Here is a 14,604-nt window from a genome sequence, read left to right as displayed (position 1 = left end):
GGGGCAGGAGGCCGCCGTGCGCCAGACTTCCGCGCGTCCCAGTCGCCGGGCGCCCTGGCAGACTCGGATGCCATGAGCATCAGCTATCCGCGGCAGAGCGCCCGCACCCGACGGTTCAGCCTCGGCGTCCCGCGCGCCTTCCAGATCGCGCCGGACGAGTCGCGCGTCGCGTTCCTGCGCACGAGGGCGGGCGACGATCCCGTCACCTGCCTGTGGACGCTGGACACCGCGACCGGCGAGGAGCGGTGCGTCGCCGACCCGGCCGCGCTGGACGTCCCCGGCGAGGAGAACCTGCCCGCCGAGGAGCGCGCCCGGCGCGAGCGGGCCCGCGAGCAGGCGGGCGGGATCGTCGGCTACGCCACCGACCGGGCCATGAGGCAGGCCGTGTTCACGCTGGCCGGGCGCCTCTACGTCGCCGACCTCGACACCGCGCTGGTCCGCGAGCTGCCCGCGCGGGCGCCCGTGTTCGACCCGCGCCCCGACCCGGCCGGGCGGCGGATCGCCTACGTCTCCGGCCGGACGCTGCGGCTGATCGAGATGGACGGCACCGACGACCGGGCGCTCGTCCAGCCGGAGTCCGACCAGATCTCCTACGGCCTCGCCGAGTTCGTCGCGGCGGAGGAGATGGACCGGATGCGCGGCCACTGGTGGTCCCCCGACGGCGGGACGCTGCTGGTCGCGCGGGTCGACGAGACGCCGGTGCAGCGCTGGCACATCGCCGACCCCGCGAACCCCGACCGCCCCCCGTCCGAGATCGCCTACCCGGCCGCCGGCACGCCGAACGCGCTGGTGTCGCTGGTGCTGTTCAAGGTGGACGGCCGGCGCACCGGCGTCGCCTGGGACCGCGGCATGTTCCCCTATTTCGTGGCCGCCGCCTGGGACCGGCACGGCCTGCTGATCGTCGTGCAGCCGCGCGACCAGCGGGCCCAGCGGGTGCTGAGCGTCGACCCGTCCAACGGCGAGACGTCCCTCGTGCACACCGAGCACGACCCCGTGTGGACGGACATCGTCCCCGGCCTGCCCGTCCGGACGAACTCCGGCGACCTGATCTGGACCACCGAGGACCGCGACGCCGACACGCGCCGCGTCACCGTCGCGGGCAAGCCCGTCACGCCGGCCGGCCTGCAGGTCCGGGCGGTCCTCGGGGTGGACGGCGAGTCGATCCTGTTCACCGCGTCCGAGGAGCCCACCGAGGTCCACCTGTACTCCTGTGACGCGGGCGAGGTGACGCGGCTGACCGAGGGGCAGGGCGTCTTCGCCGGCATCCGCTCCGGCGGCGTCACGGTGGTGACGGGGGCCCGGCTCGACCGTCCCGGCTCGGAGGTCGAGGTGCGGACGCCGTCCGGGACGCACCCGGTCGCCTCGTTCGCCGAGACTCCGGTGATCACCCCGCGGGTGGAGCTGCTGCGCGCCGGCGACCGCGAGATCCGCACCGCCGTGCTGCTGCCCACCGGCTGGGAGCCCGACCAGGGCCGGCTGCCCGTCCTCATGGACCCCTACGGCGGGCCGCACGCGCAGCGCGTCCTGGCCCTCCAGCGGATGTACTGCGAGCCGCAGTGGCTCGCCGACCAGGGCTTCGCCGTCGTGATCGCCGACGGCCGCGGCACACCGGCGCGCGGCCCGGCGTGGGACCGCGCGGTGCACGGCGACTTCGTCGGGCCCGTCCTGGACGACCAGATCACAGCGCTGATCGAGGCCGCGCGCCGGCACCCGGGCGCGCTCGACCTGGACCGCGTCGGCATCCGCGGCTGGTCGTTCGGCGGCTGGCTCGCGGGCCTCGCCGTCCTGGAGCGCCCGGACGTGTTCCACGCGGGCATCGCGGGCGCCCCGGTCACCGACTGGCACCTGTACGACACCCACTACACCGAGCGCTACCTGGGCCATCCGGGCGAGGAGCCGGAGAACTACGCCGCCAACTCCCTGATCGAGCGAGCCGCCGAGCTGAAGCGCCCGCTGATGATCATCCACGGCCTGGCCGACGACAATGTGGTGGCCGCCCACACCCTGCGCCTCTCGTCCGCTCTCCTCGCGGCCGGGCGCCCCCACACGGTCCTCCCGCTCTCGGGCGTCACCCACATGACCCCGCAGGAGGTGGTGGCCGAGAACCTCCTGCACATCCAGATCGACTACCTGAAGGCGGCGCTCACCTGATGACGCGGCGGCCTAGCCGCCGTGCCACGACCTCCACAGCGCGGCATAGGAACCCCTCGCCGCGATCAGTTCGTCGTGGGTGCCTAGCTCGGTGATGCGGCCGTCCTCCACCACCGCCACGCGGTCGGCGTCGTGGGCGGTGTGGAGGCGGTGCGCGATCGCCACGACGGTCCGGCCGTCCAGGACGGCGGCGAGCGAGCGTTCCAGGCGGCGGGCGGCGCGCGGGTCGAGCAGCGACGTCGCCTCGTCCAGGACGAGCGTGTGCGGGTCGGCGAGCACGAGCCGGGCCAGCGCGAGCTGCTGCGCCTGCGCGGGCGTCAGCGTCGCGCCGCCGGAGCCGACGACCGCGCCGAGGCCGGGCCCGTCCCAGTCGACCGCCGCGAGGACCTGGCGGATCTCCTCGTCGGACGCGCCCGGCCGGGCCATCACCAGGTTCTCGCGGAGCGTGCCGCGGAACACGTGGTGCTCCTGCGTGACGAGGGCGACCTCGCGGCGCAGCCCGTCCAGCGGCAGCTCGACCAGCGGGACGCCGCCGACGGTGACGGCGCCGGAGCGCGGGCCGTCCACCCCGGCCAGCAGGCGGCCGAGCGTGGACTTGCCCGCGCCGCTCGGCCCGACCATCGCGAGGCGCTCGCCGGGCCGCAGGTCGAGATCGACCCCGTGCAGGACGTCCTTGCCGGGCCGGTACGAGTAGCGGACGCCGCGCGCCGTGAGCCGTTCGTCGGCCGGCCGGCCCCGGTTCGGGGAGCGGTCGGGCGGGACGTTCCCGACGCCGAGCAGCCGCGCCAGCGACGCGCCGCCGAGCTGCAGTTCGTCCAGCCAGGAGAGCATGGTGTCGACCGGCTCGATGAGCAGCTGCGCGTACAGGGTCGCGGCGGTCACCTGCGCGAGTGTCGCCATGTCGTGGAGGTAGAGGAGGCCGCCGGCGAGGAGCGTCGCCACCACGGGCAGGACGAAGCTCAGCTCGGCGATCGGGAACAGGACCATGCGCAGCCGCAGCGTGTACCGCTCGACCTTGTAGGAGGCCGCGATGTCGGCGTCGCCGCGCCGGTGCCGGCGTTCGGCGAGGCCGAGCGCCTCGACCGTCCGGGCGCCCTGGACGGTCTCGGTGAGCCCGTCCGCGATCCGCGACCACGCCTCGTTCTCCCGCAGGTAGCCGCCGTGCGCGCGGGGCAGGTACCAGCGCATCACCGCCACCAGCAGCGGGACGGCGACCAGCGCGGGCAGCGCGACGAGCGGGCCGTTCAGCAGCAGCGCGGCGAGCGTGAACCCGCCGACGACGATCGCGACGAGGGTCTCCGGCATCGCGTACCGGACGGACGTGCTCAGCGTGTCCACGTCGCGGGACGCGCGGGTGACCAGGTCGCCGGTGCCCGCCCGCTCGACCGTGGACAGCGGCAGCGCCAGCACCCGGTCGACGAACTCCTCCCGCAGCTCCGCCAGCACCCGCTCGCCCAGTTTCGCCGACGCGAGGTAGGCGTACCGGATCAGCACACCCTGCACGACCACGAACCCGGCGATGGCGAGGCCGGTCGTGTCGATGGCGGCCCGGCCGTCGCGGACGTCCTCGACGAGCGCGCCGAGCAGCCGCGGCGTCACCAGGCCCGCGACGGCGGCGAGCGCGTGCAGGACCAGCACCCCGGCGAGGGGGCGCGGATGCCGCAGGACGAGCCGCCGCGCGTACGCCCGCACCTGCGCGGGCGTCGCGATCGGCAGGATCTCGGTGCTCACGGGCTCACCGGCCTCTCCACGGTCCCTCCCCGTACTCCGCCGCTCCCGTTTCCACCAGCGGTCACGTCCGGAACCGCGCCGCGGTCCTCGCCGCGGGTCACGATGGCGGCGTAGCGCGGCTCGGTCTCCAGGAGGTAGCGGTGCGTGCCTTCTGCGACGACCTCGCCGCCCTGGATGAAGGCGACGTGGTCGGCGCGGTCCAGCATCAGCGGGCTGGTCGTGCACACCACGGTGGTGCGGCCCGCGCGCGCTTGGCCGAGCCTGTCGGCGATACGCGCTTCGGTGTGCGCGTCCACCGCGCTGGTCGGCTCCACCAGGACGAGGACGTCGGGGTCGGCCGCGAGCGCCCGTGCAAGGCGCAGACGCTGTTGCTGGCCGCCGGAGAACTCCCGTCCTGCTTCGGCCACCTGCGCGTCCAGGCCGACTGAGGCGACGACGTCTTCAGCACAGGCCGCATGGATCGCCGCTGCCAGTGTCGCCTCGTCGGCGTCCGGCGCCAGGGACTCGCCGAGCGGCCCTGAGAAGAGCCGGTCCTCGTTGACGGCGACGAGGATCCGTTCCCGTACCTCCGCGACCGTGTGCAGCGGAACGCCGCCGAAGTCGACGTCGCCCGCCGCGTACCGGCCGAGCCGGTCGGCGACCGCCTGCGCGCCGTGCGCGCCGCCCGCCGCGATCGCGGTCACCCGGCCCGGCCGCACGACCAGCCCGGACGCGATGTCGACCAGCTCCGCGGCCGCCGCCGGGCGGGCCGTCCCGGCGGCCGGCAGCTCGGGGTCGATCGCGAGCAGCGCCGTCACCCGGCCCGCGGCGACCAGCCCCTTTGTGATCTTGCCGGCGGCCTCGCCGAGCGTCTTCAGCGGGACGATCAGGAACACCGCGTAGCCGTAGAACGCGACCAGCTCGCCGACGCCGATCGTCCCGTCGGCGGCGAACCTGGCGCCCGCCCAGGTCACCAGCGCGATCAGCAGGCCGGGCAGCAGCACCTCGGCGCCGTTCAGCCGGGTCTCGGCCCGCGCGACGGCCGTCCCGGCCGCGCGCACCCGCTGCGACTCGGCCCGGTAGCGGCCGGAGAACAGCGCCTCGCCGCCGATGCCGCGCAGCACCCGCAGCCCCGCGACCAGGTCGGTGGCGTGGGTGCTCAGCTCGCCGACCAGCTCGCGGTGCGCGAGCTCCCGCTCGCGGAAGGGACGCAGCAGCGGCGCCGCGATCGCCAGGATCAGCGGGACGCCCACCAGCACGATCAGGCCGAGCGGCGGCGACGTGCTCAGCAGGATGCCGGCCACGGCGACGATCGCGACGACGGCGCCGGACCCGCGCGAGACGATGTCGAGGGCGTCGCCGATGTGCGACACGTCGGACAGGCCGATGCTCACCACCTCGCCCGCGCTCAGCCGCTTCGGCAGCGTCCCGCCGAGCCGGGTCGCCTGCCGGGTGACGAGCTGGACCGTCCGGTAGGCGGCCGCGAGCCAGTTGAACACCGCGAACCGGTGCCGGGCGGCACCGGTGGCGGCCTGGACGACGCCGAGGCCGAGCAGCGCGCCGGACCACACCAGCAGGGCGTGCTCGTCCCGCGCCGCGAGGCCGTCGCCGATGGCGCGGCCGATCGCGGCGGGCATGAGGGCCTGGCTGAGCATCCAGACCACGCCGAGGAGCGCGCCGCCGGAGATGCTGCGCCATTGGACGCGGAGCAGCCACAGCAGGTAGCGCGCGGGGGTTCGATGATCCGGCCTGCCAGGATCTTTCTCCGGCAACGGCTTCACCTGACGCAGGTTATGCAGCGGAACGTCCGAAGTTCGACTGGTTTTTCACCTGGGCCGATCCGTTTCGGACCGCCCGGAAATGGCCATCAGGACGCACTCAGGGGATGCATCGCAAGGTAAGGACACGCTAAGGTCTGGGACGTACGGAGCGACGCTTCCTCCGCTCCTTGAGCCGGGACCCTGGCGGCTAGGCAAAAGCCGCTGCCCCGGCGCGGCCCGTCGCGCCCGTCCGCCCCTGCGGAATAAGCGGGACGTTACCGGCCGTTGCCAGTGCCGTCAGCCCGACTTTCCGGAAGCCCTGTGAGCACGCTCAGCCATCAGACGCCCAGTCATCAGACGCACCCCTTCACGCCGGGGGCCGAGGACAGGATCGACCTGCTCCTCATCGACGCCGACCCCTCCGACGTCCTCATGGTCGAGAAGATGCTCGCCGAGAGCGGCATGGACGTCGGCATCACCGTCGCGTCCGACCTGGCCGCCGCCCGGCGGTCGCTGACGCGGCGCACCCAGTGCATCATCGTCGACCTGTCCACCCCGGGCATCGACCGGCTGGACGGGCTGCGGCAGGTGCTGGCGCTGTCCGGCCCGGCCGCCGTCGTCGTCTTGACCGGCCTGGACGACGCGCACCTCGGCGTGCGGGCGGTCGCCGCCGGCGCCGAGGACTACCTGGTCAAGCAGGAGGTCGACGCGCCGCTGCTGGCCCGCGCGATCCGCTACGCCATCGAGCGCAAGCGCTCGGAGGAGACCGAGCGGCGGCTGGTCGAGGCGCGCATCCTCGGCCGGGAGAACGCCCGGCTGGAGCGCGGGCTGCTGCCCGTCCCGCTGATCGACGACCCCGCGCTGCGGCACCACACCCGGTACCGGCCCGGCCGGCGGCGCGCGCTGCTCGGCGGCGACTTCTACGACACCGTGCAGACCGAGGGCGGCGCCGTCCACCTCGTGATCGGGGACGTGTGCGGGCACGGCCCGGACGAGGCGGCGCTCGGCGTCCAGCTCCGGATGGCGTGGCGGACGCTCGTGCTCGCCGGGCACACCGGCGAGCAGCTCCTCGGCACCCTCGACACCGTCCTCGGGCACGAGCGGCGCAGCGAGGAGATCTTCACCACGCTCTGCATGATCACGATCGCGCCGTCCCGGCGGACCGCGCGGATGCACCTCGCCGGGCATCCGGCGCCGCTGCTGTTCCGCGGCACCCTCGGCGAGGACGGCGAGGTCGCGGCGCTGCCCGAGTACGCGCACGGCCCGGCGCTCGGCCTGCTGCCGGGCGGCGAGTGGCCGACGACCGAGATCGACCTCGGCGAGTCCTGGGGCCTGATGCTCTACACCGACGGCCTGATCGAGGGGAAGGTCGGCGAGGGCTCCGACCGGCTCGGCACCGACGGCCTCGTCGACCTGGCCCGCGCGGCGCGCCGCCGCGCCGCCGGGCGCGCCCTCATCGACGATCTGGTGTCCGAGGTGGAGCGGCTCAACGGGGGCTCCCTGACCGACGACCTCGCCGTCCTGCTGCTGTCCCGGCAGCCCGGCCACGGCCGCGCGGGAGCCCTAACCACAAGCCGCTGACCTGGGTCAATGTCTTCTGGATCACGTGATCCGCAAGTTCCCCGTCACGCTGTGAGGTCACTCACGAGGCAAAGCGTAACGGAACGGCCACGACGCCCGCGCGGCGTGCGTTCATAGCCTGTGGCTATCGCCATGAGTGCGCTGATGACTTGGAACTATCCTGCGACCCGGACATAACGTGCAGGCCGTGGCTATAGCGATCCCTGCGATCTACCGATCGACCGTCGGCAAGAAGGCCGTCATGGCGGTGACCGGCGGCGTCCTCGTGCTGTTCCTGATCACGCACATGCTCGGGAACCTGAAAATCTTCCTCGGCGCGGAGGAGTTCAACCACTACGCGCACTGGCTGCGCACGATCGGTGAGCCCGCGGTACCGCACCGGACGGTCCTGACCCTCCTCGAGGTCGTGCTGGCCGTCTCGGTCGTGCTGCACATGTGGTCGGCGGTGTCTCTCGCCAAGCGCGCCTCCCATGCGCGACCCGTGAAGTACCAGTCGAAGAAGAAGTCGCAAGCCCAGGGCTACGCCGTCCACACGATGCGCTACGGCGGCGTCATCATCGCGGTCTACATCATCTGGCACCTGCTGGACCTGACGTTCTTCGTCGTGAACCCGAAGGGCTCCGCCGCCACCCCCTACGAGCGGCTGGTCGCCGACTTCGACCCGTCCCGCTGGTACATCACCGTCTGGTACGTCGCCGCCGTCCTCCTCGTCGGGCTGCACCTCAACCACGGCATCTGGAGCGCGTTCCAGACGCTCGGGCTGCGCAGCCCGCGCACCCACAACGCCCTGCGGGGCCTCGCCGCGACGGTCGCCGCGCTGATCACGCTCGGCTTCGTCGCGATCCCCGTCTCCATCACGTTCGGATGGGTGAGCTGACCATGACCGACAGCTTCTACAAGTCCGGCGAGCCGATCGCCGACGCCAAGGCGCCCAAGGGCCCCATCGAGGACCGCTGGACGACGCGCAAGTTCGAGGCCAAGCAGGTCAACCCGGCCAACAAGCGCAAGAAGAAGATCATTATCATCGGCACCGGGCTCGCGGGCGGCTCCGCCGGCGCGACCCTCGGCGAGGCCGGCTACCACGTCGTCCAGTTCTGCTTCCAGGACTCGCCGCGCCGCGCCCACTCGATCGCCGCGCAGGGCGGCATCAACGCCGCGAAGAACTACCGCAACGACGGCGACAGCGTGTACCGGCTGTTCTACGAGACGGTCAAGGGCGGCGACTTCCGGTCCCGCGAGTCGAACGTGTACCGGCTCGCCGACATCTCGCGGAACATCATCGACCAGTGCGTCGCGCAGGGCGTCCCGTTCGCCCGCGAGTACGGCGGCCTGCTCGACAACCGCTCGTTCGGCGGCACGCAGGTCTCCCGCACCTTCTACGCCCGCGGGCAGACGGGCCAGCAGCTGCTGCTCGGCGCCTACCAGGCGCTGATGCGGCAGGTCGAGGCCGGCAACGTCGAGCTCCACCCGCGGCACGAGATGCTGGACTTGATCATGGAGGACGGGCGGGCCCGCGGCGTCGTCGTCCGGAACCTGATCAACGGCGAGGTCAAGCACTACACGGCGGACGCGGTCGTGCTGGCGTCCGGCGGCTACGGCAACGTGTACTTCCTGTCCACGAACGCGATGGGCTCGAACGTCACCGCGTCCTGGCGCGCCCACCGGCACGGCGCCCTGTTCGCCAACCCCTGCTACACGCAGATCCACCCGACGTGCATCCCGGTCAGCGGCGACCACCAGTCCAAGCTGACGCTCATGTCGGAGTCGCTGCGCAACGACGGCCGGGTGTGGGTGCCGAAGAAGGGCGGCGACACCCGCAAGCCGTCCGACATCCCCGAGGACGAGCGCGACTACTACCTGGAGCGCATCTACCCGTCCTTCGGCAACCTCGTCCCGCGCGACATCGCGTCCCGCGCGGCGAAGAACGTCTGCGACGAGGGACGCGGCGTCGGCCCCGGCGGCCTCGGCGTCTACCTCGACTTCGCGGACGCCATCGGGCGGCTCGGCCGCGACAAGGTCGAGGCCAAGTACGGCAACCTCTTCCAGATGTACGAGCGCATCACCGGCGAGAACCCGTACGAGACGCCGATGCGCATCTACCCCGCCGTCCACTACACGATGGGCGGCCTGTGGGTGGACTACGACCTGGAGTCCTCGATCCCGGGCCTTTTCGTGGTCGGCGAGGCGAACTTCTCCGACCACGGCGCGAACCGGCTCGGCGCGTCCGCGCTGATGCAGGGCCTCGCGGACGGCTACTTCGTCTTGCCGAACACCATCGGCGACTACATCGCCCGCCACGACTTCGCCCCGGTCGCCGAGACCGCGATCAGCGAGGCCGAGGAGCGGGTACGGACCCGGATCGACAAGCTGCTGTCGATCGACGGGGACCGCTCCGTCGACTCCTTCCACCGCGAACTCGGCCACATCATGTGGGAGTACTGCGGCATGGAGCGCACCGAGGAGGGCCTGCGCAAGGCGCTGGAGCTCATCCCGGCGCTGCGCGCGGAGTTCTGGACGCGCGTCAAGGTCACCGGCAAGGGCGAGGAACTGAACCAGCAGCTGGAGAAGGCCGGCCGCGTCGCCGACTTCTTCGAGCTGGCCGAGCTGATGGTCATCGACGCCCTGCACCGCACCGAGTCCTGCGGCGGCCACTTCCGCGCCGAGAGCCAGGACGAGGACGGCGAGGCCAAGCGCGACGACGACAACTTCGGCTACGTCGCCGCCTGGGAATGGGCCGGGGAGGGCGAGCAGCCCGTCCTCCACAAGGAGGCCCTGGACTTCGAGAACGTCAAGCCGACGCAGCGGTCGTACAAGTAGCAGAGGTCGGACAGGTAATCATGAAGCTCACACTGCGCGTCTGGCGCCAGAGCGGCCCCCAGGACAAGGGCAGGATGGTCGAGTACAAGCTCGACGACATCTCCCCCGACGCCTCGTTCCTGGAGATGCTGGACGTCCTCAACGAGAAGCTCATCGCGGACGGCGCGGAGCCGGTCGCGTTCGACCACGACTGCCGCGAGGGCATCTGCGGCATGTGCTCGCTGGTCATCAACGGCACCCCGCACGGCCCGGAGCGCGCCACCACCACGTGCCAGCTCCACATGCGCAAGTTCGAGGACGGCGAGGTCATCGACGTCGAGCCGTGGCGGGCCAAGGCGTTCCCGGTCGTGAAGGACCTGGTCGTGGACCGGTCGGCGTTCGACCGGATCATCCAGGCCGGCGGCTACATCACCGCCCCGACCGGCACCGCCCCGGAGGCGCACTCGACGCCCGTCCCGAAGCCGGACGCCGACCGGGCGTTCGAGGCCGCCGAGTGCATCGGCTGCGGCGCCTGCGTCGCGGCCTGCCCGAACGGCTCGGCCGCGCTGTTCCTCGGCGCCAAGATCAGCCACCTCGGGCTGATGCCGCAGGGCCAGCCGGAACGCTGGGACCGCGTCGTGTCCATGCTGGAGGTCCACGACGCGGAGGGCTTCGGCGGCTGCACCAACACCGGCGAGTGCACCGCCGCCTGCCCGAAGGAGATCCCGCTGGACTTCATCGGCCGCCTGAACAGCGACTACCTGAAGGCGACCGCCGGCGGCAAGAAGCGGTAGCCGCCCTTCTCCAGGCCCCTCATCTCGGCCCCGCCCGGAGTACCGGGCGGGGCCGTTCTACTGCGATCGCGTGATCACACTGGTTCCGGCGGCACCGTCCGGGAACGCCTGCCGCGCGACCTCCTGACCGCCTGATCCGGCCGCCCACGCGGGGGCCGAGACTCTCCTGCGCAGCGCGATCTTGCATTACGATGCGCTCATGCACGTGCATAAGACGGTGCATCTGCAAGAGCAGATGCAAGGTACGCCGGACTCGTCTCCGGCGGTGCACCGCTCCATCCTCTGCGTGGACGTCGAGAGATTCGGCGGCCGGACGAACCCGGAGCAGATCCGCACGCGGGCCGCGCTGTACCAGGCGCTGCGGGACGCCCTCGCCGAGTCCGGCGTGCCGGCCGAGTCGTGCTACTGCGAGGACCGCGGCGACGGCGCCATGATCCTCGTCGGCCCCGACGTCCCGAAGGAGCGGCTGGCCGGGCCGTTCCCGGCCGCGCTCGCGGCCTTGCTCCAACGGCACAACGGCAGCGCGCCGCCGGGGACGCACCTCCGGATCCGCGTGGCCGTGCACGCCGGGGAGGTGCTCTACGACGGGCACGGCGTCGCCGGATGCTCGATCAACACGGCGTTCCGGCTGCTGGAGGCCGACTCGCTCAAGGACGCGCTGCGCGGCTCCCCCGGCGTCCTCGCGCTGATCGCGTCCGACTGGTTCTACGACGAGGTGGTCCGCCAGTGCCCGGGGTGCGACGCGGTGTCCTTCCGCGCCGTGGACGTCTCGGTCAAGGAGACCCGGACCCGCGCATGGGTGCGGCTGCCGGACGTCCGCGCCGACGCCGGCCGCGTCCTGCGGCTCCTCGCCGTGCACCCCGGCACGGAGGTCTCCGTCCCGGCCGCCGCCGCACTCCTCGACGTCCCCGAGGACGAGGCCGCCGCGATGCTCGGCGACCTCCGGCTGGAGGAGCTCGCCCCCGGCCGCTACCGCGTCCCGGTCCTCGCCGGCGAGCTCACCGGCGAGGAGCGCGCCGCCGCGCTGCGCCGCGTCCTCGCCTGGTACCTCGGCACCGCCGACAACGCGCGCCTCCTGCTGTGCCCGGACCGTGTCACCGCGACGCTCACCCTGCCGGACGCGCCCTGCCGCGCGCTCGCCTTCGCCTCCGCGGCGCAGGCGCGGCAGTGGTGCGAGTCCGAGCGGCTCAACCTGATCGGCGCCGCCCGCGCCGCCGCCGACGAGGGCCACCACGACATCGCCTGGCGCCTCCCCCTCGCGCTGTGGGCGTTCTTCTTCCTGCGCAGCCCCTGGACGGACTGGATCGGCACCCTCCGCACCGGGCTCGCGTCCGCCCGGCAGATCGGCGACGACCGCGGCATCGCCTACGCGCTCGGCGGCCTCGGCTTCGCGAGCCAGAACAGCTGGCGGTTCGAGGAGTCGCACGACTTCCTCACCGCCGCCCGCGACGTGTTCGTGCGGATCGGGGACCGCCGAGGCGAAGCCTGGGCCCTGCACGGCCTCGGCCAGGCCTGCCGCCGCCTGCAGCGTTTCCGCGAGGCCGTCGCCCACCACCGCCGGTCCGTGGAGCTGGCCCGCGAGGCCGGCGACCTCCACAACACCGGGCTCGCCCTGACCGCCCTCGGGTACGCCCACGCCGGTCTCGGCAAGTTCGACACCGCCCTCACCTGCTTCGAAGAGGCGCGCACGCTCGCCGAGACCGGTTCCCGCGCCGAAGGCTGGGCGCTGCACGGCCTCGGCTACGCCCGCCACGGACTGCGCCGGTTCGATACCGCCGTCGCCCACTACGAGAGGGCGCTGTCGGTGTTCCGCGAGTCCGGCGACCGGCCCGGCCAGGGCGAGACCTTCTACGGCCTCGGCCGCACCCATCTGCGGACGTCCCGGCCGGACGCCGCCCGCGACTGCTGGCTGCGGGCCCTCGCCATCTTCGAGGACCTCCAGACCCCGCAGGCCGAGGGCGTCCTCGCCCAGCTCCGCTCCCTCGACCCCTGACCAGCATCCCTGCTCGGACGGGGCAGGCGGTGCCGCCGACGGCGTCCTAGGCGTCGACCAGGTTCTCGACGCCGGCGGGGAGGGTTCCGGCTTCGGCGGCCTCCGCGAGGAACGTCTGCAAAGTCTCCTGGAAGGCGCGTGCGGCGTGGGTCAGCTCGACGTCCTTGCGGTGGGCGAGTGCGATGGTGCGGAGGAGGCCGGGGCCGTGCCGGCCGCGGCGCGCCTCCTCGTCGGCCAGGACGAGCGGTGTTCCGCGGAGGCCGGGGCGTCCGGCCAGGACCATGCTCGGTACGACGGCGATACCGAGACCGACCTCGACGAAGCGGAGCACGGCGTCCATCTCGCCGCCCTCCACGGCGAACCTGGGCTCGAACCCGGCCGCCCGGCATGCGCTGATGGTCGCTTCGCGCAGGTCGTATCCCGGACGGAACATCACCAGGGGGCGGTCGTGGAGGTCCTCTATGCGCAGGTACGAGCGGCGCGGCAGTGACCGCTGCTCCGCCGGAGAGGCCACCACCAGGTATTCGCGCAGGATCGGGGTCGTGTCCAGCGGCGGGTCGCCCTGCAGCGGGAGGATGACCAGGGCCAGATCCAGAGAACCGCGCGTCAGCTCGCGGACGAGGTCCCGGGAGCCTCCCTCTTCGACGATGAGCTGGATGCCCGGGTAGGTGTCGTGGAAGCGGCGCAGGACGTCCGCCAGCAGGCCCGCGCACAGGGAGGGTGTCGCGCCGAGCCGTACGCGGCCGCGTTTGAGGCCGGCGAGTTCCTGCACCTCCAGGCGGGCGGTGTCGACGTCCGCCAGGATGCGCTTGGCCAGGGGCAGCAGCGCCTCACCCGCGGGCGTCAGCGTGATGTTGCCGCGCGCGCGCCGGAACAGGGAGACGTTCAGCTCGCTCTCCAGCGCGCGGATCTGCTTGGACAGCGACGGCTGCGCCACCCGCAGGATCTCCGCGGCCTGCGTGAAGTGGCGCACCTCCGCGACCGCGACGAAGTAGGCGAGCTGCTGAAGCTGCATCCTGCACACAGTACGGGTCGCCGCCGCGTGCGGGACGACCCGGGCTACCGTGCGTGGCGGCGGAGAGCCTGGAGGTCGTGCACGATCAGCCGCCGCCGCCCCGTCTCGATCCAGCCGTGCCGGCGCAGCGTGCGCAGCGCCTTGCTGACCGCCTCGCGGGACGCGCCCACCCAGCCGGCCAGCTCCTCCTGCGACAGGTTCAGCGTGATGCGGACGCTCTCCTCGCCGGTGCCCGTCGGGTGCGGCACCCCGAACCGCTCGGCCAGCTCGACGAGCCGCTGCGCGACCCGTCCGGTGGCGTCGAACATGCCGAACTCGACGCGCTTGCGGTCGGCGTCGCGCCAGCGCTGGCACAGCATCCGCATGATGATGATGGAGACGCGGCCGTGCGACTGCAGGAACGCCATGAACTCCTCCGCGCTGACCGCCAGCGCCCGCACCGGTTCGAGGGCCTGCACCGACGCCGACCGGGGCAGCCCGTCGATCGCGGCGACCTCGCCGAGCACCGCCCCGGCCCCGCGCACCGCCAGCAGGGCCTCGCCGCCCTGCTCGTGGTAGGAGAACGCCTTCACCCGGCCGCGCAGCAGCACCGCGACCCAGCCGGGCTGCTCCCCCTCCGTGAAGAGCGTGTCCCCCCGCGCGAAGTCACGGACGCGGCCGCGTGATTCCAGGTCCGCGCGTTCCGCCGCGGTGAGATCGGCAAGGAACGAACCCGGTTCGAGGGGGCTCATGCCCTCCACGCTAAAGGGATCCGGGCCCGGCCGCCTCCCTGGAAAAGAATCACGTTTCAATCTCGCGTTGTGT

10 protein-coding genes are annotated in these 14,604 nt (G+C 72.8%); 6 read left to right on the top strand and 4 right to left on the bottom strand.

Annotated features, from left to right (window positions below; genetic code table 11):
• Positions 1 to 72: 72 nt before the first annotated feature.
• On the top strand, positions 73 to 2,151 hold the full coding sequence (locus tag AL2_RS11380; protein WP_067632835.1) for a S9 family peptidase: 2,079 nt from the start codon (positions 73 to 75) through the stop codon (positions 2,149 to 2,151).
• 12 nt (positions 2,152 to 2,163) lie between these two features.
• Here the strand turns inward: AL2_RS11380 and AL2_RS11375 are convergent, their stop codons facing one another.
• On the bottom strand, positions 2,164 to 3,882 hold the full coding sequence (locus AL2_RS11375; RefSeq protein WP_067632833.1) for an ABC transporter ATP-binding protein: 1,719 nt from the start codon (positions 3,880 to 3,882) through the stop codon (positions 2,164 to 2,166).
• Positions 3,879 to 5,642 carry an ABC transporter transmembrane domain-containing protein gene (locus AL2_RS11370; protein WP_067632832.1) on the bottom strand — a complete coding sequence of 588 codons (1,764 nt, stop codon included), beginning with the start codon at positions 5,640 to 5,642 and terminating at the stop codon, positions 3,879 to 3,881. Before AL2_RS11370 ends, AL2_RS11375 begins: the two co-directional genes overlap by 4 nt.
• 300 nt (positions 5,643 to 5,942) lie before the next feature.
• On the opposite strand from AL2_RS11370, the gene AL2_RS11365 reads away from it, so the two are divergent.
• From AL2_RS11365 to AL2_RS11345, 5 genes are all read left to right on the top strand, one after another.
• Positions 5,943 to 7,202 carry a PP2C family protein-serine/threonine phosphatase gene (locus AL2_RS11365; protein WP_067632830.1) on the top strand — a complete coding sequence of 420 codons (1,260 nt, stop codon included), beginning with the start codon at positions 5,943 to 5,945 and terminating at the stop codon, positions 7,200 to 7,202.
• 187 nt (positions 7,203 to 7,389) lie between these two features.
• Positions 7,390 to 8,079 (top strand): succinate dehydrogenase cytochrome b subunit, encoded by a 690-nt coding sequence (locus tag AL2_RS11360; RefSeq protein WP_083946431.1) that lies wholly within the window; start codon positions 7,390 to 7,392, stop codon positions 8,077 to 8,079.
• Positions 8,080 to 8,081: 2 nt separating this feature from the next.
• Positions 8,082 to 10,019 carry a fumarate reductase/succinate dehydrogenase flavoprotein subunit gene (locus AL2_RS11355; RefSeq protein ID WP_067632828.1) on the top strand — a complete coding sequence of 646 codons (1,938 nt, stop codon included), beginning with the start codon at positions 8,082 to 8,084 and terminating at the stop codon, positions 10,017 to 10,019.
• Positions 10,020 to 10,039: 20 nt separating this feature from the next.
• Positions 10,040 to 10,792, top strand: a complete 753-nt coding sequence (locus AL2_RS11350) for a succinate dehydrogenase/fumarate reductase iron-sulfur subunit (protein ID WP_067632826.1) — start codon at positions 10,040 to 10,042, stop codon at positions 10,790 to 10,792.
• Positions 10,793 to 10,991: 199 nt separating this feature from the next.
• Complete coding sequence (locus AL2_RS11345) at positions 10,992 to 12,785, top strand: tetratricopeptide repeat protein (protein ID WP_157438101.1); 1,794 nt, start codon at positions 10,992 to 10,994, stop codon at positions 12,783 to 12,785.
• A gap of 46 nt (positions 12,786 to 12,831) precedes the next feature.
• On the opposite strand, the gene AL2_RS11340 is transcribed toward AL2_RS11345, so the two are convergent.
• Positions 12,832 to 13,800 carry a LysR family transcriptional regulator gene (locus tag AL2_RS11340; RefSeq protein ID WP_067632822.1) on the bottom strand — a complete coding sequence of 323 codons (969 nt, stop codon included), beginning with the start codon at positions 13,798 to 13,800 and terminating at the stop codon, positions 12,832 to 12,834.
• Between the two features lie 44 nt (positions 13,801 to 13,844).
• Positions 13,845 to 14,531 (bottom strand): Crp/Fnr family transcriptional regulator, encoded by a 687-nt coding sequence (locus AL2_RS11335; RefSeq protein WP_067632820.1) that lies wholly within the window; start codon positions 14,529 to 14,531, stop codon positions 13,845 to 13,847.
• Positions 14,532 to 14,604 lie beyond the last annotated feature (73 nt).

The sequence above is a fragment of the Actinomadura latina NBRC 106108 genome, assembly GCF_001552195.1.
GTDB classification, from domain to species: domain Bacteria; phylum Actinomycetota; class Actinomycetes; order Streptosporangiales; family Streptosporangiaceae; genus Spirillospora; species Spirillospora latina.
This window is presented reverse-complemented; position numbering and strand designations above follow the sequence as displayed.

Coding starts and splice junctions, on each gene's coding strand:
- AL2_RS11380 (WP_067632835.1), top strand. CDS start 73: ATGAGCATCAGCTATCCGCGGCAGAGCGCCCGCACCCGACGGTTCAGC.
- AL2_RS11355 (WP_067632828.1), top strand. CDS start 8,082: ATGACCGACAGCTTCTACAAGTCCGGCGAGCCGATCGCCGACGCCAAG.
- AL2_RS11350 (WP_067632826.1), top strand. CDS start 10,040: ATGAAGCTCACACTGCGCGTCTGGCGCCAGAGCGGCCCCCAGGACAAG.
- AL2_RS11345 (WP_157438101.1), top strand. CDS start 10,992: ATGCACGTGCATAAGACGGTGCATCTGCAAGAGCAGATGCAAGGTACG.
- AL2_RS11340 (WP_067632822.1), bottom strand. CDS start 13,800: ATGCAGCTTCAGCAGCTCGCCTACTTCGTCGCGGTCGCGGAGGTGCGC.
- AL2_RS11335 (WP_067632820.1), bottom strand. CDS start 14,531: ATGAGCCCCCTCGAACCGGGTTCGTTCCTTGCCGATCTCACCGCGGCG.